Origin of the sequence: Tsukamurella paurometabola (assembly GCF_900631615.1) — a bacterium.
Lineage (GTDB): Bacteria > Actinomycetota > Actinomycetes > Mycobacteriales > Mycobacteriaceae > Tsukamurella > Tsukamurella paurometabola_A.
Genome location: NZ_LR131273.1, coordinates 4256266 through 4273449 on the forward strand (window position 1 = coordinate 4256266; position 17184 = coordinate 4273449).

At 69.8% G+C, this 17184-nt stretch carries 17 protein-coding genes; 7 read left to right on the top strand and 10 right to left on the bottom strand.

What is annotated here, in order from left to right; translation table 11 throughout:
- Position 1 precedes the first annotated feature (1 nt).
- Together ELY19_RS21190 and ELY19_RS21195 are read right to left on the bottom strand one after the other, a co-directional pair.
- Positions 2-466 carry an SRPBCC family protein gene (locus tag ELY19_RS21190; RefSeq protein ID WP_126198246.1) on the bottom strand — a complete coding sequence of 155 codons (465 nt, stop codon included), beginning with the start codon at positions 464-466 and terminating at the stop codon, positions 2-4.
- A 129-nt stretch (positions 467-595) separates the two neighbouring features.
- Positions 596-982 carry a DUF5997 family protein gene (locus tag ELY19_RS21195; protein ID WP_126198247.1) on the bottom strand — a complete coding sequence of 129 codons (387 nt, stop codon included), beginning with the start codon at positions 980-982 and terminating at the stop codon, positions 596-598.
- Positions 983-1011: 29 nt separating this feature from the next.
- Between ELY19_RS21195 and ELY19_RS21200 the strand changes: the two genes are divergently transcribed.
- Positions 1012-1740 (top strand): LysR family transcriptional regulator substrate-binding protein, encoded by a 729-nt coding sequence (locus ELY19_RS21200; protein WP_126198248.1) that lies wholly within the window; start codon positions 1012-1014, stop codon positions 1738-1740.
- A 3-nt stretch (positions 1741-1743) separates the two neighbouring features.
- Here ELY19_RS21200 and ELY19_RS21205 read toward each other — a convergent pair whose 3' ends face one another.
- Entirely contained in the window at positions 1744-2313 is a 570-nt protein-coding gene (locus tag ELY19_RS21205; protein WP_126198249.1) for a cysteine hydrolase family protein, read from the bottom strand.
- Between the two features lie 64 nt (positions 2314-2377).
- On the opposite strand from ELY19_RS21205, the gene ELY19_RS21210 reads away from it, so the two are divergent.
- Entirely contained in the window at positions 2378-3475 is a 1098-nt protein-coding gene (locus ELY19_RS21210; protein WP_126194392.1) for an IS630 family transposase, read from the top strand.
- Between the two features lie 54 nt (positions 3476-3529).
- Here ELY19_RS21210 and ELY19_RS21215 read toward each other — a convergent pair whose 3' ends face one another.
- A complete protein-coding gene (locus tag ELY19_RS21215) occupies positions 3530-4450 on the bottom strand; it encodes a hydrogen peroxide-inducible genes activator (RefSeq protein ID WP_126198250.1) in 921 nt (306 codons plus the stop codon).
- A gap of 122 nt (positions 4451-4572) precedes the next feature.
- On the opposite strand from ELY19_RS21215, the gene ELY19_RS21220 reads away from it, so the two are divergent.
- From ELY19_RS21220 to ELY19_RS21230, 3 genes are all read left to right on the top strand, one after another.
- A complete protein-coding gene (locus tag ELY19_RS21220; RefSeq protein WP_126198251.1) occupies positions 4573-5160 on the top strand; it encodes a peroxiredoxin in 588 nt (195 codons plus the stop codon).
- Between the two features lie 3 nt (positions 5161-5163).
- Complete coding sequence (gene ahpD / locus ELY19_RS21225) at positions 5164-5703, top strand: alkylhydroperoxidase, AhpD family (RefSeq protein WP_126198252.1); 540 nt, start codon at positions 5164-5166, stop codon at positions 5701-5703.
- Positions 5704-5823: 120 nt separating this feature from the next.
- Positions 5824-6504 (top strand): hypothetical protein, encoded by a 681-nt coding sequence (locus ELY19_RS21230; RefSeq protein ID WP_126198253.1) that lies wholly within the window; start codon positions 5824-5826, stop codon positions 6502-6504.
- Between the two features lie 102 nt (positions 6505-6606).
- Here the strand turns inward: ELY19_RS21230 and ELY19_RS21235 are convergent, their stop codons facing one another.
- The 3 genes from ELY19_RS21235 to ELY19_RS21245 all read right to left on the bottom strand — a co-directional run bounded on the left by ELY19_RS21235 (position 6607) and on the right by ELY19_RS21245 (position 9953).
- Positions 6607-8241, bottom strand: a complete 1635-nt coding sequence (locus tag ELY19_RS21235) for a monocarboxylic acid transporter (RefSeq protein ID WP_197715946.1) — start codon at positions 8239-8241, stop codon at positions 6607-6609.
- Positions 8238-8582: a DUF485 domain-containing protein gene (locus ELY19_RS21240; protein ID WP_126198254.1), complete on the bottom strand. Its 345-nt coding sequence runs from the start codon at positions 8580-8582 to the stop codon at positions 8238-8240. Before ELY19_RS21240 ends, ELY19_RS21235 begins: the two co-directional genes overlap by 4 nt.
- Before the next feature lie 117 nt (positions 8583-8699).
- Positions 8700-9953, bottom strand: coding sequence for an aminotransferase family protein (locus tag ELY19_RS21245; RefSeq protein WP_126198255.1), 1254 nt, complete (start codon positions 9951-9953; stop codon positions 8700-8702).
- A gap of 20 nt (positions 9954-9973) precedes the next feature.
- Here ELY19_RS21245 and hrpA point away from each other — a divergent pair, with 20 nt between their 5' ends.
- A complete protein-coding gene (gene hrpA, locus ELY19_RS21250) occupies positions 9974-13966 on the top strand; it encodes an ATP-dependent RNA helicase HrpA (protein ID WP_126198256.1) in 3993 nt (1330 codons plus the stop codon).
- An 11-nt stretch (positions 13967-13977) separates the two neighbouring features.
- Here the strand turns inward: hrpA and nrdR are convergent, their stop codons facing one another.
- Together nrdR and ELY19_RS21260 are read right to left on the bottom strand one after the other, a co-directional pair.
- Complete coding sequence (gene nrdR / locus ELY19_RS21255) at positions 13978-14451, bottom strand: transcriptional regulator NrdR (RefSeq protein ID WP_126198976.1); 474 nt, start codon at positions 14449-14451, stop codon at positions 13978-13980.
- 214 nt (positions 14452-14665) lie between these two features.
- The gene (locus tag ELY19_RS21260; RefSeq protein ID WP_126198257.1) at positions 14666-15298 is read right to left on the bottom strand and encodes a LysM peptidoglycan-binding domain-containing protein; all 633 of its coding nucleotides are present in this window, start codon (positions 15296-15298) and stop codon (positions 14666-14668) included.
- Between the two features lie 255 nt (positions 15299-15553).
- On the opposite strand from ELY19_RS21260, the gene lexA reads away from it, so the two are divergent.
- Positions 15554-16264, top strand: a complete 711-nt coding sequence (gene lexA, locus ELY19_RS21265) for a transcriptional repressor LexA (RefSeq protein ID WP_126198258.1) — start codon at positions 15554-15556, stop codon at positions 16262-16264.
- Here the strand turns inward: lexA and ELY19_RS21270 are convergent.
- Entirely contained in the window at positions 16248-17177 is a 930-nt protein-coding gene (locus tag ELY19_RS21270) for a DMT family transporter (protein ID WP_164711676.1), read from the bottom strand. The two genes, lexA and ELY19_RS21270, sit on opposite strands and share 17 nt — an antisense overlap.
- Positions 17178-17184: the final 7 nt, after the last annotated feature.

Sequence of the window (17184 nt, forward strand, 5' to 3'; positions counted from 1 at the left end):
TTCAGCCGCGGACCACGGCGTCGAGGCCGGCGAGCGATCGGTCGAGGTACTCCGGCGGGAACGGCGGCATCGCACCGACGAAGTCGCGGAACGACTGCGGCGTGTCCGTCCAGTCGTAGGTCAGCGTCACGCGGGTGCCCTCGTCCGACGGTGCGAGGTCGTACCGCCACCACCATCCGCCGGCCTGCCACTCGCCCTCCTGGCTGGTTCCGGGTAGCCAGCCGATCGTCCGGCCGGGCTCGAACGCCATGACCTTGTTCTCCATGACGTAGTCGCCGCCCGCCTGCTCGAGGTACATGTTCACGGAGAACATCTGCCCCACATGGTCGATCGGTGCGGCGTCCACGGCATCGCGCACCCAGTCGGTGGGTTCGATGTCCTGGTGGTGAGCGGGGTCGGCGAGTACGGCGAACACCCGGTCGGGGCTCTCGGCGATGACTCTACTGCTGGACATCTGTTCGGGCATGGTCCACCTGCTTCCCTGAGGAGTGCCGGCGTGCGGCTGCTGCACACGCTATGTTCACAGCGTACACATGCGGTGTGGGGGTCCGCAGCCGATCACGCCGATAGGTCCACCGCGGCAGGCGGGGCGCGATCAGTCGCGGCGGGCGCGCTCCGCGTGCAGCGACTTCACGCGCCGTTCCTCTCGGAGGACCACCTGGTAGCGGGCGCGCTCCGCGACCAGCCACTCCGGGTTCTCGGCGATGATCGCGTCGATCTGCTCGGTGGTCAGCGCGTCCTCGACGCCGCCCCGCGCCAGGCCGGAGATGGAAACGCCCAGCTTGGCGGCGACGAGGTTCTTCGGATGCGGCCCGTTCTTCCGCAGGTCCTTGAGCCACTGCGGCGGATCCGCCTGCAACGCTGCGAGTCCGTCGCGGGTGATCGACGACTCCTGGAACTCGGCCGGCGTCGCGGGCAGGTAGACATCCAGCTTCTTCGCAGCGGTGGCCGGTTTCATGGACTGGGTGTTCTGCCTGCTCATGGGTGCCAGCCTATCGGTAATCTCCAGGAGTGACCTCCTCGCTCCCGCCGACCCTGCGGCTCGGCTACGTCCCCGGCGCCACGCCCGCCAAGTGGGCACGCATCTGGGGCGAGCGACATCCGGACGTCGCGCTCCAACTCGTGCCCGTCGCCGCATCGGGCGCGGCCGGGGCGGTCCGCGCCGGCACCGTCGACCTGGCGCTCCTGCGCCTGCCGGCGGACACGAGCGGCCTCGCGATGATCGCGCTCTACGAGGAGCAGGTGGTCGTGGTCGTGCCGAAGGACCACCATGCGGCGGCCGCGGACGAGCTGACGGCCGCGGACCTCGACGGCGAGCCGACGCTGCACCCCCTCGATGACTGCGTGCACTGGGCCGCCGCTCCGGGCACGCGGGTCGAGCATCGCCCGGAGACCACCGACGACGCGGTCGAGTTGGTCGCCGCCGGGCTGGGCGCGCTCATCGTGCCGCAATCACTCGCGCGCCTGCATCACCGCAAGGACCTCACCTACCGCCCGATCACCGACGCTCCCCCCTCCCCCGTGGTGCTCGCCGCGCCCGAGGGCGAACAGTCCGAGGAGGTCGCCGATTTCATCGGCGTCGTGCGCGGCCGCCGCGCAGGTTCGTCGCGCGGCCGCGCCGAGCCCGCACCCAAGCGCACCGCGCGCGAGAAGACCCTCGCCAAACAGGCCGCGCGCGCCGCCGCCGGGAAGAAGGCGGGATCACCGAAGGGGAAACCTCCCAAGCGGTCCCGCCGCTGACGTTCACTCCAGGGATTCGATCCACTCGTCGACGGCGAGGACCTGCGCCTGCCGCGGGAAGACCTTGCGCACGAGGACGCGATGCACCTCGGGGTCGTGATCGGCGCAGGCATCCGCCAGCACCGTGAGGCGGTAGTCGAGGTCGCCCGCGTACCGGACCGTCGACAGCACGACGCCGCTCGTCGAGATACCCGCGAGCACCAGGTGATCGGCCTGCAGGCCGCGCAGCACCACGTCGAGATCGCTGCCGCTGAAGGCCCCGAACCGGCGTTTGACCACCACGGGCTCCACCGGCAGCGGCGCGACCTCGGGCACTATCGCCGTCAGCGGCGAGACCTCGGTCATCGAGTCACCGCCCTCGCGGATCATCGCGAAAGCCCGGTTCGTCGGCGGGATCTCGGGGTAGTCCGGCCGGAACGCGACGCGTACGTGCACGACGGGGACGCCGTGATCGCGCGCCGACGACAGCGCCCGCTCCGCGGACGCGAGCGCCGCGGCGCCGGGCCGCTCCGCACCGTCGACGATGCCGCGCTGGTAGTCCATCAGAAGCAGAACAGAGCGTTCGGGAGCCATGCGCCAAGGCTAGTGGCGCGTGTCGTTAATCATTGAACAGTTTGGTGCCTGCGAGAATTGAGGCATGGCGAATCATCCTGCTCCGGCGTTGACGCTGCGCGATGGTGATCGGGAGGTGCTGGAGTCGTGGACCCGGTCCGCTTCGGTGCGGGCGTCCGCGGCCAAGCGGGCGCGGATCGTGTTGCTGGCCGCTGATGGTGAGTCGAATCAGCGGATCGCTGAGTTGGTCGATGCGAGCCGGACGACGGTGATCGCGTGGCGGGATCGGTATCTCGAGCGTGGCCTGGAGGGCCTGTCCGATCGGGTTCGGCCAGGCCGGCCGCGGGAGCTCGATCAGGATGCGATCATCGTCGCAACGCTCACGCCGCCGCCGAAAAGCCTTGGGGTGACGCATTGGTCGACGAGGCTGCTCGCCGCCCGGATCAAGGTGTCGCCGGCCGCGGTGGCGCGGGCGTGGCGCGCGTACGGGATCAAACCGTTCAAGGCCGAATCGTTCCGGTTCTCCACCGACCCCGAGCTGGTCGGCAAGGTCACCGACATCTGCGGCCTGTACTTGAACCCGCCTCAGAACGCGATCGTGCTGTGCGTGGATGAGAAGTCGCAGATCCAAGCCCTGGATCGGACGGTGCCGATCCTGCCGACCCAGCCCGGGAAGGTCGAACGCCGCTCCCATGACTACTACCGGCACGGCACCACCACCTTGTTCGCCGCCCTCGACATCGCGACCGGCAAGGTCACCGCCGCCCTCAAACCCAAGCACCGGCACCAGGAGTTCCTGGCGTTCCTGCGTCAGATCGAGCGGGCCTACCGCGACGTGCTCGACTCCGACGGCAACCCGGTCGAGCTGCACCTGGTGATGGACAACTACGCAGCTCACAAGCATGCGAACGTCAAGGCCTGGCTCGCCAAGCATCCCCGGATCGTCGTGCACTTCACCCCGACACACGCCTCCTGGATGAATCTCGTCGAGGCCTGGTTCGGGATCGTCGAACGACAGGCCATCCGGCGCGGCGTGTTCACCTCCGTCCAGGACCTCAACGCCAAGATCCGGGCGTTCATCGACGGCTGGAACCCGAGAGCACAGCCGTTCGTCTGGACCAAGACCGCCGAGCAGATCCTCGAGAAGGCGAACCGTCCAACAACTTCAAACCCGCGCCACTAGCGCTCACCGCACGGCAGTGAGATCCACCCGCACCGCGAGCGGTGTGCGGGCAGGTCACACGGTGGATCCCGCGGCGGCGCGGGCGATCTCGGCGAGGCGCGTGAAGCCCTCGGTCTTCGCGCTGGAGGCGCGGTAGGCCAGTCCGATGCGCCGGCCGGGCGCGGGCGCGGCGAACCGCGCGGTCGCGAGGTCGGTGCCGCGCAGCTCCACGGCGACCGCGGGTTCGGGCAGCAGGGTGACGCCGAGCCCGCCGGAGACGCACTGCACGATCGTCGCGAGCGATGCGGCGCGGGTATCGCCCATGACGCCGACACCGGCCTCGGCCTGGCGGCACAGGTCGAGCGCCTGATCCCGCAGGCAGTGCCCCTCGTCGAGGAGGAGGAGAGGCAGGCCGGAGAGGTCGTCCGCGGTGAGGTCGTCGCGCCCGGCGAGCGGATGCCCGGGCGGTAGCACCAGGACGAATTCCTCGTCATAGAGGGGGATTTCGGCAACGGACGAGCTGTGCACCGGAAGCGCGAGCATCGCCACGTCGATGCGACCGGAGCGCAACGCGTCGAGCAGGCGGGCGGTCTGGTCCTCGACGACGGTGACCGTCAGGTCGTCGACCTCCGCACGCAGCTGCGGCAGCAGGCGCGGCAGCCGGTACGGTGCGACCGTCGGGATCATGCCCAGCCGGAGCGTTCCCCGGAGCTCGCCGGTGAGGCCGGCGGCGGAGCTGACCAGTTCCGCCGCCGAGGCGACGATGACCGACGCCTGCTCGAGCAGCGCCATCCCCGCCTCGGTGATGAGCACCTTCCGGGTGCTGCGCTCCACCAGCTGGACGCCGAGCCCCGCCTCGAGCGAGGCCAGCGCCTGCGAGAGCGACGGCTGACTCACGCCGAGCGACGTCGCCGCGGTACCGAAGTGACGGGAGCGTGCCACTGCGACGAAAGCGCGCAGTTGCGCGAGGGTCGGCTGATAAGGCTGATCGGACATACCTATCAGTCTAGTGCCATCCATCACCTTTGCTTTACAACGTTGTGATTCGGACGGAAGAATCGTCAGCGAAACGAAGCCCGCACCCACCGGGCGCTTGCAACAGTGATGAAGGAGTTACCGTGCCCCTCTTGACGATCGGCGACCAGTTCCCCGCGTTCAACCTCACCGCCGTCATCGGCGGCGACCTGTCGAAGGTCGACGCGCAGCAGCCCGACGACTACTTCACCACCGTCACCAGCGACGACTACGCGGGCAAGTGGAAGATCGTCTTCTTCTGGCCGAAGGACTTCACCTTCGTCTGCCCCACCGAGATCGCCGCCTTCGGGAAGCTCAACGAGGAGTTCGCCGATCGTGACGCCCAGGTGCTCGGCGCCTCGGTCGACAACGAGTTCGTGCACTTCCAGTGGCGCGCGCAGCACGAGGATCTCAAGACCCTCCCGTTCCCCATGCTCTCGGACCTCAAGCGCGAGCTGGCCGAGGCCACCGGTGTGCTCAACGCCGACGGCGTCGCGGACCGCGCCACCTTCATCGTCGACCCCAACAACGAGATCCAGTTCGTCTCCGTGACGGCCGGTTCCGTGGGCCGCAACGTCGACGAGGTGCTCCGCGTGCTCGACGCCCTGCAGTCGGACGAGCTGTGCGCCTGCAACTGGAAGAAGGGCGACCCCACCATCGACGCCGGCGAGCTGCTGAAGGAGAGCGTCTAAGCCATGTCGATCGACAACCTGAAGAACGCGGTCCCCGAGTACGCCAAGGACCTCAAGCTCAACCTCAGCTCGCTCGCGCGCTCCACCGAGCTCACCGAGCAGCAGCTGTGGGGCACCTTCCTCGCCTCGGCCGCGGCCACCAAGAACGCGACCGTCCTGCGCGAGATCGCCGAAGAGGCTGCTGACACCCTGTCGGCGGAGGCCTACCAGGCCGCCCTCGGTGCCGCCTCGATCATGGGCATGAACAACGTCGCGTACCGCGCCAAGGGCTTCCTCGGCGCCGATTACGCCCAGGTTCGCATGGGCCTGCGGATGAACATCATCGGCAACCCCGGCGTCGACAAGACCGACTTCGAGCTGTGGAGCCTCGCCGTCTCGGCCATCAACGGCTGTGAGCACTGCGTCGCCGCGCACGACGACGTGGTCCGCAAGGCCGGCCTCACCAAGGAGCAGGCCTTCGAGGCCGTCAAGGTCGCCGCCACCGTGCAGGGCGTCGCGCAGGCGATCTTCGCCGCCGAGACCCTCGCGACCGCCTCGGTCTAGCCTCACCGCTCCACCCCGTTCGACGGTGCCCGTCCCTCGTCAGAGGGGCGGGCACCGTCGTCCGCACATCCAGCCACCTCCCGCGATAGCATCACTGATCGCAATCCAGAGGGAGGCATCGTGAACTACGTTCGGCCCGTGCTCCGCGCGTTCCTGCTCGGAGTCCTCCTCGTCGGCGCCGTCGCAGGAGCGATCGCCGCGCACCCGGAGGTCGCGAGCTCCGAGGACTTCACCCGTGCGCTCGACCGCGGCGAGGTGGTCCGGGTCGTGCCGTGGGAGCACTCGAGCGACGACACCGTGGGCGCCGCGGAGTGGTCGACGGGCCCTTTCCGTTGGTACACGGGACCGCTCCCCGGCACGAACACCTACGCCGAGTTCCGCACGCTGATGCGCGACCGCGGCGTACAGGTCGAGACGTACGACGACATGATGATCAACTGGCCGTTCCGTATCCCCACGTGGTTCGGCACAGCGGTGGCGATCGCGTGGGTGCTCACCTTCCTCGCCATGCTCACCTCCCGCCCGCGCTGGGGGAATCGATGGGCGTGGTTCTGGATGTTCACCATCGGGCAGGTCGGTGCACCGCTGTACCTGCTGCTCGAGCCGCGCCCACTCTGGCACAGCTTCCAGCTCGCGGGCTTGCGTCGTCCCGAGCCCGCACCGGACACCACCCGCGGGACGGGTCCGCGGGAGGACCGCCGAACGGGCGGCGAGGGATGCGCGCTGTCGCTCGTCGTCGGGTTCGGCGCGGCGGTCGCCGCCGCCGGGATCGGGTGGCTCGCGGGCACCGTGCTCCCCTGACCGCACTCCGGCGGCGAGGTCCCGCACGTACGGCGCGCCCTGATCCTCGAACGACGGTGCCCGCCCCCGGAGGCGGGGACGGGCACCGTCGTCCGTCCGGCGCTAGTGGTCGATGGCCTTCTCGACCCCGACTCCGGTGAGCGAGCGGACCTCCATCTCGACCGCCTGGTCGGCGAGCTCCGTATCGGGCTTGCCGAAGATCGTGCCCAGGATCGCGAGACCGAAGCCGATCGGGATGGAGACGAGCCCGGGGTTCTCCAGCGGGAACCAGCTGAAGTCGAGCGACTTGAACATCGACGTCGGCTTACCGGAGACCGCCGGGGAGAAGACGATCAACACGATCGCCGAGATCAGGCCGCCGTACATCGACAGCACCGCACCGGTGGTGTTGAACCTCCGCCAGAAGAGCGAGAACAGGATCGTCGGGAGGTTCGCCGACGCCGCGACGGCGAAGGCCAGCGCGACGAGGAAGGCGATGTTCTGGCCCATCGCGCCGATGCCGAGGATGATCGACGCGATACCGATGACGACCACGGTGATCCGCGAGACGCGCACCTGTGATTCCTCGGACGCCTTCCCGTGCTTGATGACACCGTTGTAGATGTCGTGCGCGAGGCTCGCCGACGCGGTGATCGCGAGGCCGGCGACGACGGCGAGGATGGTGGCGAAGGCGACGGCCGAGATGACGGCCATGAGGATCGTGCCACCGAGCGAGAACGCCAGGAGCGGCGCCGCGGAGTTCACCCCGCCGGGGGCCTTCGAGATGACGTCGGCCCCGACGTAGGCGGCCGCGCCGAATCCCAGGACGAGGGTGAAGATGTAGAAGGCACCGATCAGGCCGATCGCCCAGGTGACGGAGCGACGCGCCTCCTTCGCGGTCGGGACGGTGTAGAAGCGCATGAGCACGTGCGGCAGGCCCGCGGTGCCGAGGACCAGCGCGAGCGCGAGCGAGATGAAGTCGAGCTTCGTGGTCTCGGTCTTGCCGTACTTGAGGCCGGGTTCGATGATCTTCTCCCCCGACTTGCTGCCGTCGATGGCCTTCTGCAGCAGATCGGAGAAGTTGCCCTTGACCGCGGCGAGCACCATGAGGGTCATGAGGAGCGCCCCGCCGACGAGCAGGACGGCCTTGACCATCTGCACGTAGGTGGTGCCCTTCATGCCGCCGACGAGCACGTACAGGATCATCAGGACGCCGACCACCGCGACCACGACGGCCTGACCTGTGGTGCCCTTGATGTTGAGCAGCAGCGAGACGAGGCCGCCCGCACCGGCCATCTGCGCGATCAGGTAGAAGAGCGAGACGGTCAGCGTGGCGAGGGCGGCCGCCATGCGCACGGGGCGCTGCTTGAGCCGGAAGCTCAGCACGTCGGCCATGGTGAACTTGCCGACGTTGCGCAGCCGCTCGGCGACGAGGAGGAGCGCGACCAACCAGGCGACGAGGAAGCCGATCGAGTAGAGGAAGCCGTCGTAGCCCTGGACCGCGATCGCGCCGCAGATGCCGAGGAAGCTCGCGGCGGAGAGGTAGTCGCCGGCGATCGCGAAGCCGTTCTGCGGCCCGGTGAACGTGGCGCCGCCGGTGTAGAAGTCGGTGGCCTTCTTGGTGGTTCGGCTGGCCTTGATGACCAGGCCCATCGTGACGCCGATGAACAGCAGGAAGATCACGATGTTGAGCGTCGTGGAGCCGACCTGCTGACCGACGTCGATCGTGCGCGGCTCCCAGGCGAGGAGATCGGTCACTTGCCCGCCTCCCCCGCCTTGAGCTCGCCCTCGATGTGCTCACGCAGTTCGGTGGCCATCGGGTCGATCGTGTTGTTGGCGAACCGGACGTAGGCCCAGGTGATGACGAACGTGGTCACGAACTGACCGAGACCCATGACGAGCGCGACGTTGATGTTGCCGAACAGCTTCTGGCTCATGAAGTCGTGCGCGTAGGTGGCCAGCAGCACGTACAGGACGTACCAGAGCAGGAAGGCCACGGAGATCGGGATCACGAACGACGCCAGCCTGCGGCGGAGTTCGTGGAATTCCTTGCTGTCGTAGGCGCGCTGGTATACCGCCGCCGTATCCTCTTCGTTCACGTCCGAAAGTGTGGCACGGACCACATTCGCCCCGGGTTTGAATCGGCCACAAACGCAGTGCAACCCCTTGCAACCGCCCTTACCCGGGCCTACCCGCCGACCGCGGCGTCGCTCCGGTCAGGCGTCGAGCGCGCGCCGGGTCGCCGCCGCGATCTCCGCCACCTGCTCGTCCGTGGTGATCAGCGCCGGCGAGTACTGCAGCGTGCCGAGGCCCGCCGCACGACCGGACACGCCCTGCGCGCGCAGCTTCTTCACCATCGCCATGGCCTCCGCGGCCTCGTGCAGTTGCACACCCGCGACCGCGCCCACGCCGCCGCGCACGTCCTTGACCTTCGGGTGGTCCGCGAGCGGCGCCAGCTCGCGGAGCAGCGAGTCCTGGATGCGCAGCGCCTCGGCGACGAGGTTCTCCCGTTCCATGATGTCGAGCACCGCCATCGATGCGGCGGCAGCCGCCGCGTGCCCGCCGTAGGTGTAGCCGTGCCGCCACCACACGCCGCCCGCGAAGAACGGCTCGGCGACGTGCGGCGCCACGAACAGTGCGCCCATGGGGACGTAGCCGCTGGTGAGTCCCTTCGCGGTGGTCATCAGGTCGGGCTGGAGGTCGAACCGGCTCGATGCGAACCAGGCGCCGCCGATGCGTCCGAAGCCGGTGATCACCTCGTCGGCGATGAACAACACGTCGTGCTCGCGGCAGATGTCGCGGACCTCGCGCAGGTACCCCTCCGGCGGGGGCAGCAGGCCGCCGGCACCGATCACGGGCTCGGCGACGAAGGCCGCGATGGCTTCGGCGCCGACCCGCTCGATGAGGCCGAGCAGTTCCTTGGCGTCGTCCCACGCGACCGTCGCGGTGTCGTCGAACAGCACGCCGCCGTAGCCCTCGGCGTTGACCGGGATGCCGCCCAGGCTCGTGCCGCCGACATGCATGCCGTGGTAGGCGTTCGAGCGGCCGACGATGAGCTTCTTCTCCGGCCGCCCTTTCTCCTGCCAGTAGCGACGGGCCAGCTTGATCGCCGAGTCCACGGAGTCCGAACCGCCGGAGGTGAAGAAGACCTTGCTGTCCGGCACCGGGGCGATGCCCTGCAGCCGCTCGGCGAGGGCCACCGTCGTATCGGTCGCGGCGTCACCGAAACCGGTCACGTGCGCGACCTTGAGCAGCTGGTCGCGGACCGCGTCGGCGACCTCGGCCCGGCCGTGGCCGACGTTGGCGAACCACAGGCCCGCGGTCGCGTCGAGATAGCGGTTGCCCTCGGTGTCGAAGACGTACGCGCCGTCACCGCGCGCGAAGACGAAGGCACCGTCGCGCTGTACGGCGCCCATGTCCGCGAATCCGTGCCAGAGTGCCGATGAGGTCGTGGGTCCCTGTCCGCTCATGGTGGATAAACTAGTCGCAAATGACGAAGCAGGAGACGCGCACCGTCGATGCGGGCGCGAGCGGGTCCGGCGCGCACACGCCGACCAAGCGCGAGCTGTACGCGGCCCTCGGCACGGACGCCGCGCCGGCGGTCACGCTCCGGGACGAGACGCGGCTGCGCGGGAAGCTCAAGCGGGCGAAGGAGTCCGACGTGGCGCGGCTCGCGCGCGACGTGGCGGCGGCGCGCGAACGGTACGCGGAGCGGCGGACGGCCGTCCCCGCGATCGTGTATCCCGAGAACCTGCCGGTGAGCGCACGGCGCGAGGAGATCGCGAAGGCCATCGCGGAGAATCAGGTGGTCATCCTGGCCGGCGAGACCGGCTCGGGCAAGACCACCCAGCTGCCGAAGATCTGCCTCGAACTCGGGCGCGGGGTGCGGGGCATGATCGGGCACACCCAGCCGCGGCGGCTCGCCGCGCGCAGCGTGGCCGAGCGGATCGCCGAGGAGACGAAGACCGAACTCGGCGAGGCCGTCGGCTACGCCGTCCGGTTCACCGACCGGGTCTCGCCGAAGACCTCGGTCAAGCTCATGACCGACGGCATCCTGCTCCGCGAACTCACCCGCGACCGGCTGCTGCGCGACTACGACACGATCATCATCGACGAGGCGCACGAGCGCAGCCTCAACATCGACTTCCTCCTCGGCTATCTGCGGCAGATCCTGCCCCGCAGACCCGATCTCAAGGTCATCGTCACCTCCGCGACCATCGAGCCGGAGCGATTCGCCGCGCACTTCGCGCAGCCCGACGGAACGCCCGCACCGGTCATCGAGGTCAGCGGCCGTACCTACCCGGTGGAGATCCGCTACCGGCCGCTCGACGAGATGACCGACGACACCGAACCCCTCGATCAGGTCACGGGCATCGTGCACGCGGTCGACGAGCTCTCCCGCGAGGCTCCCGGCGACGTGCTCGTCTTCCTCTCCGGGGAACGCGAGATCCGCGACGCCGCCGAGGCACTGCAGGCCCACGTCCGCCCGGGCACGGAGATCCTCCCCCTGTACGCCCGACTGTCCTCCGCCGAGCAGCACCGCGTCTTCGCTCCGCACACCGGCCGTCGGATCGTGCTGTCCACCAACGTCGCCGAGACGTCCTTGACGGTGCCCGGCATCAAGTACGTCGTGGACACGGGCACGGCGCGCATCTCCCGCTACTCGGTCCGGACGAAGGTGCAGCGGCTGCCGATCGAACCGATCTCGCAGGCCTCGGCGCAGCAGCGGTCCGGGCGGTGCGGGCGCACGTCGGACGGCATCGCCATCCGTCTGTACTCGGAGGAGGACTTCGACGCGCGGCCCGTCTACACGGACCCGGAGATCCTCCGCACCAACCTCGCCTCCGTGATCCTGTCGATGACGGCGCTCGACCTGGGCGAGGTCTCCGCCTTCCCGTTCGTGCAGCCGCCCGACGAGCGGGCCGTCCGCGACGGCACGGCACTGCTCGAGGAGCTGGGAGCGCTCGAGGTCGCCGGGGGCGGAGCGAGCGGGACCGGTGCCGGCATCCGCACCGAGGGGCACAAGCGGCTCTCGGCCGTCGGCCGCCAGCTCGCGGACCTGCCCGTCGACCCGCGGATGGCACGCATGCTGGTCGCGGCCCGCGAATTCGGGGTACTACCGGAGGTCCTGGTGATCGTCGCCGGCCTCTCGATCCAGGACGTGCGCGAGCGGCCGGCCGAGCACCGTCAGGCCGCGGACGCGCAGCACGCCCGGTTCGCCGATCCCACGTCGGACTTCCTCTCGTACCTCAACCTGTGGCGCCATCTCGGCGATCGCCGGGCCGAGCTCAGCTCCAGCGCCTTCCGCCGCGAATGCCAACGGGAGTTCCTGCATTACGTACGGATCCGCGAATGGCAGGACCTGCACGGCCAGCTCAGGCAGATCTGCCGCGACCTCGGTTGGAAGCTCGACTCCCTGGGGCGGGAATCGGCACCGTCGGCCGACCTGATCCACCAGGCGATGCTCGCGGGCCTGCTGTCGCACATCGGGCTGCGCGAGCCCGACGGGCGGGAGTTCCTGGGCGCCCGCAACGCGAAGTTCCTCGTCTTCCCCGGTTCCGCCCTCGCCAAGAAGCCGCCGCGATTCATCATGGCCGGCGAGCTCGTGGAGACCTCCCGCCTGTTCGCGCGGACGGTCGCGAAGATCGAGCCGGAGTGGGCGGAGAAGCTGGCCGGGCCGCTCGCGAAGCACCACTACTCCGAGCCGCACTGGTCCACCAAGCGGGAGGCCGTGCTGGCGAAGGAGCGGGTAGCGCTGTTCGGCGTGCCGCTGGTGGCCGACCGCACGGTGAACTTCGGCCGGATCGACCCCGCCGCCGCGCGCGACCTCTTCATCCGGCACGCGCTCGTCCAGGGCGAGTGGCGGACCCGGCACCCCTTCTTCGCCCGGAACCGTGCGCTGCTCGACGATGCCGAGTACCTCGAGGACAAGGCGCGCCGCCGCGACATCGTGGTCGACGAGGACGGACTGTTCGACTTCTACGACCGGCGGGTGCCCGAGGGCATCGTCTCGGCGCGGCACTTCGACTCGTGGTGGAAGAAGACCTCGCGCACCGACCCGACCCTCTTGGATTTCACGGTCGACGACCTGCTCGCCGACGGTGCCGCCGACGTCACCGCGGACGCGTACCCCACGTCCTGGCTGCAGGGCCGCATCGAGGTGCCGCTGAAGTACCGTTTCGAGCCGGGCGCCGCCGACGACGGGGTGACGGCCCGGATCCCCGTGAAGGATCTGGCGACGGTCCGCGCGGACGGCTTCGAGTGGCTCGTGCCCGCGATGCGCGAAGAGCTGGCCGTGGCGCTGATCAAGTCGCTGCCCAAGCAGCTGCGCCGCGAGGTGGTCCCCGCACCCGACTTCGCCGCGGCGGCGCTCGCGCGCCTCACACCCCGGGCGGAGCCGCTCACCGAGGGCCTCGCCCGCGAGCTGACGCAGTTGTCCGGCACGGTGATCCGTGCCGGCGACTTCTCTCCCGCCGCGATCCCCGATCACCTGCGGGTGACGTTCACGGTGATCGGCGACGACGGACGCACGCTGGGGTCCGGCAAGGACCTCGACGCGTTGAAGCGGAAGCTCGGCGCCGCGGTGCAGCAGGATCTGTCGAGCCGTGCCGGCGCGTACGAACGTGCACCGGCGAAGCAGTGGACCGCGGAGACTCTGGGGGACGTGCCGCGGACGATCGACACCGAGGTCCGCGGTAGCCGGGTCATCGGATTCGGGACCCTCTACCCCGCCGGAGACGCCGCGGGCGTCAAGGTGGTCGCCGCGGAGACCGAGCAGACCGCCCTGATGGGCGCCGGGCTCGACGTCCTCCTCGCCAACGTCCTTCCCGGTGCGCACAAATCCGTGCTGCAGTCGGTCGGGCAGCGGGAGCGGTTGGCCCTCTCGCAGAGTCCGTACGCGACACCGATGGACCTCGTCGCCGACTGCCGGCGCCGCGCCATCACCGACCTCCGGTCACGCGCAGGGCTCGCGTGGACGCCCGCCGAATTCACTGCGCTGACGGCGACGGTGCGCGCGGGCCTGGGCGAGGCGGTCCAGAAGAACTTCGCGGACGTCGCCACGGCGATCGCCACGGCCACCGAGGTCCGGGGAGCCATCGCCGCAGCGCCACCCGCGCTGCGGGATGCCGCCGAGGACATCGCGGAACAACTCGACGGCCTGCTGTTCCCCGGGTTCGTCGCGGCCACACCGGACGTTCACCTGCAGCACCTACCGCGATACACGGCGGGAGCCGCCGCCCGCTGGGCGGCGCTGCCCGGCTCGATGGACCGCGACGACCGCGGGATGGCGACTCTCGATCGGGTCTACGCCGCGCTCACGGCCACGTTGGACTCGCTGCCCGAACACCGCCGGGACAGCGCGCTCGACCAGGTGCACTGGCAGATCGAAGAGCTCCGCGTGAGCCTGTTCGCACAGTCCCTCGGGACCGCCGGTTCGGTGTCGGAGAAGAAGGTGCTGGCAGCGATCGCCGCTCTGGCCTGAGTCGCCGGGGCCTAGGCGGCGTCGGTCGGGTCCGCGGCAGCCGCGCGGGCACGCAGATCACGGATGGCGGCTTCGAAGTCCTCGATCGACGAGAACCCCTGGTACACCGAGGCGAACCGCAGGTACGCCACCTCGTCGAGATCGCGGAGCGGCCCGAGGATGGCGAGCCCGACCTCATTGGCGGGGACTTCGGCCACGCCCGTGGCGCGGATGGCCTCCTCGACCTGTTGGGCGAGCTTGTGCAGGTCGTCCTCGGCCACGTCGCGCCCCTGGCATGCGCGCCGCACGCCCTTGACGACCTTCTCCCGGCTGAACGGCTCGGTGACGCCGTTGCGCTTGACCACGGCCATCACCGCACTCTCGACGGTCGTGAAGCGACGTCCGCATTCGTTGCAGGAGCGGCGCCGGCGGATGCCCTGCCCGTCGTCGAAGACGCGCGAATCGACCACCCGGGTGTCCTCGTTCTTGCAGAACGGGCAGTACATCGGCCCACCTCCCGCGCGGCTGCGCTCGGACGTCCGGCGGGGCAGCTGCAGCACGGTGGCCCCTGCCACCGACGCGCCCCGCGATCTCCCCTTCGAGAATACTCGGCGCGGGAACGGCACCACGTTGTCGAGGTGGGCCGAACGCCCGCCCTGCCGGGAATCCACTATCGCCATACGGGTGGTCATGTGCGTCTCCTTCGCTCGTGGACGGCGGTCAGTACCGCGGCGTGATGAGGGTCTGGCCGGCGTGCACCCGACCGTCGCGCAGCCCGTTGATCTCCGCGATCTCCGCCATGACGGCGGTCTCGGCACGGCCGGGCGCGATCTCCCGGGCGATCTGCTCCAGGCTCTGCCCGCTGCGCACCGTCACGATCGAGGTCAGAGCGGGCTGCGCCGCGGTCGGAGCGGGCTCGGCGGACGACGAGCCGCCGAAGAGCACCACGAGACCGGCGAAGACACCCACCGCGAACAGGACACAGGCCGCGAGCGACGGGCCGGGGGTGCGGCGTGCGCAGCCGTCGGCGCGCGAGTGACCGCGGGGCGCGCGCCGCACTGCGGAACGCACGCCCGGACGTTCGACAGCGCGCCGGGCCGACCCGCGCGCTCCGGTCACGCGCACCCCTGTGGACTCCGTTCGAACAGACCGGTCCACCGCACCGTTCGACGGGATGATCGATACCGCCACCGGCTCGTGCGAACGACTCCGCGCGAGCCGCGGCGAGACGCCGCGGGCACGCGTGGCACCCCGCCGATCGGCGGCGGCGGAGCCGTGCCGCACGAGCGCCTGAGCCGTGCCGGCGGTCTCCTGCGCTGCGGTGATGACGTCTCGATCGATGATCGCGGTCATGGTCTCTCCTCGGTCGGTAGCGGTTCCTTCTCGCTCACCCACAGGTCTATCGGAGGGGACTGACAAGTTTTTCAATCCAGCCCCACCAGTCACACCGGAATGCGTGCAAGTGTTCGAGAGAACTTCTGTTCGATTTCTACCACACCCCTCGGCCGAGCGGAAGACACGCGCCGGAAATTCTCGAACAGATGTTTGTCAGGCCGTTCGGCCTGGACTACAGTGGAACCAGAACCGAACGGGCGTGAGGAGCGACACATGACAGATGAACGACAGGTCCAGCACCGGGACAAGCGCTTCCGCGACGCACAGGGCAACGTCTCCGAGGATCACCTCACCCGTCGCCAGAAGCAGGTACTCGAGGTGATCCGCCGGTCCGTGCGTGATCGCGGGTACCCGCCGAGCATCCGGGAGATCGGCGACGAGGTGGGCCTCACGTCCACCTCGTCCGTCGCACACCAGCTCCGCACCCTGGAGCGACTCGGGTTCCTGCACCGCGACCCGAACCGCCCTCGCGCCGTCAACGTCCAGGGCGCCGAGGAGCGCACGGCGCAGGTGATTCAGAAGGTGATGGAGGACGAGGAGCGGATGCCGGAGCCCGCGTTCGTCCCCGTGCTCGGGCGCATCGCCGCCGGTGGCCCGATCCTGGCGGAGGAGGCGGTCGAGGAGATCTTCCCGCTCCCCCGCGAGCTGGTGGGTGAGGGCTCGCTGTTCCTGCTCAAGGTGGTGGGCGAGTCGATGACCGATGCTGCGATCTGCGACGGCGACTGGGTCGTGGTGCGGCAGCAGTCCGTGGCCGAGAACGGCGACATCGTGGCGGCGATGCTCGACGGCGAGGCCACCGTGAAGACCTTCCGCCGGACCGGGCGCGATGTCTGGCTGATGCCGCACAACCCGGCCTTCGACCCGATCCACGGCAATGACGCGGTCATCCTCGGCAAGGTGGTCACGGTCATGCGCCGGATCTGACTCCGCTCCCCTCACGCAGCGCCGGCTCACCGACCGAGAGGTCGCGGGCCGGCGTTCGTCGTCCGCCGAGGGATGCGATCGCGCAGGCGGCGCCGCCGAGCGCCAGGCCCGCGATGGCGCCCGGCTGCACCGGCTCGCCGAGCAGGAGGAAGGCGAACAGGGCGGAGACCGACGGGATCACGGCGAACAGCATCGCCGCTCCGCCGGCTCCCGCGATGCCGATCACGCGGAGGTACAACGTGGTCGCCGTCATCGAACTGAGCAGCACCATGAGAACCAGCACGACGACGCCCTGGATCGGGCGGACGACCGTCGCGCCGAAGACCGCCACCAGGACGCCCGCCGGGATCGCCGCGACCGCCATCCCCACGGCGTTCCCCGCCAGCGGGTCCACGCCCCGGCAGAACCGCTGGTGATACACCCCGCCCACGGCGATGCCCACCAGACCGAGCAGAGTGAAGCCGATCCCCGCCCCGGCGTGGGCCAGCGCCGGCACCGTCGACCAGCACGCGGCGACGACCGCCGCTAGTCCGAGCGTCGCGGCGAGGGCACGACGCGGCGTGAGTCGCTCGCGGAGCGCGAGCCTCGCCACCACCGTGGTCACCGCCGGGTTCACGCCGATGATGAGCGCTGCGACCCCCGCCGGCACCCCGGCCTGCAGTCCCAGGTAACACCCCAGGAACTGCGTCGCCTGCGTCAGGAGCCCGACCACGGTCGCGTGGCCCAGCTCCACGCCCCGGGGCAGGCGGCGGCCCGTCGCCCGCACGAGGGCGAGCATGAGGGCGCCCGAGATCGCGAACCGCAGGAACAGCAGCAGGAACGGGCTCATGGCGGCGATGCCGAGAGCGCCGAGCGGGTAGCCGAAGGCGTAGAGCACGACGACGGACAACGCGAGCGCGGGCGGAATCCTCATGCCTCGA

Bases quoted from the DNA above. Each gene is read 5' to 3' on its own strand.
- ELY19_RS21205 (WP_126198249.1), bottom strand. From the start codon at position 2,313: ATGGCTCCCGAACGCTCTGTTCTGCTTCTGATGGACTACCAGCGCGGC.
- ELY19_RS21210 (WP_126194392.1), top strand. From the start codon at position 2,378: ATGGCGAATCATCCTGCTCCGGCGTTGACGCTGCGCGATGGTGATCGG.
- ELY19_RS21190 (WP_126198246.1), bottom strand. From the start codon at position 466: ATGCCCGAACAGATGTCCAGCAGTAGAGTCATCGCCGAGAGCCCCGAC.
- ahpD (WP_126198252.1), top strand. From the start codon at position 5,164: ATGTCGATCGACAACCTGAAGAACGCGGTCCCCGAGTACGCCAAGGAC.
- hrpA (WP_126198256.1), top strand. From the start codon at position 9,974: ATGACGAAGCAGGAGACGCGCACCGTCGATGCGGGCGCGAGCGGGTCC.
- nrdR (WP_126198976.1), bottom strand. From the start codon at position 14,451: ATGTACTGCCCGTTCTGCAAGAACGAGGACACCCGGGTGGTCGATTCG.
- ELY19_RS21195 (WP_126198247.1), bottom strand. From the start codon at position 982: ATGAGCAGGCAGAACACCCAGTCCATGAAACCGGCCACCGCTGCGAAG.
- ELY19_RS21270 (WP_164711676.1), bottom strand. From the start codon at position 17,177: ATGAGGATTCCGCCCGCGCTCGCGTTGTCCGTCGTCGTGCTCTACGCC.
- ELY19_RS21215 (WP_126198250.1), bottom strand. From the start codon at position 4,450: ATGTCCGATCAGCCTTATCAGCCGACCCTCGCGCAACTGCGCGCTTTC.
- ELY19_RS21260 (WP_126198257.1), bottom strand. From the start codon at position 15,298: ATGACCGCGATCATCGATCGAGACGTCATCACCGCAGCGCAGGAGACC.
- ELY19_RS21245 (WP_126198255.1), bottom strand. From the start codon at position 9,953: ATGAGCGGACAGGGACCCACGACCTCATCGGCACTCTGGCACGGATTC.
- lexA (WP_126198258.1), top strand. From the start codon at position 15,554: ATGACAGATGAACGACAGGTCCAGCACCGGGACAAGCGCTTCCGCGAC.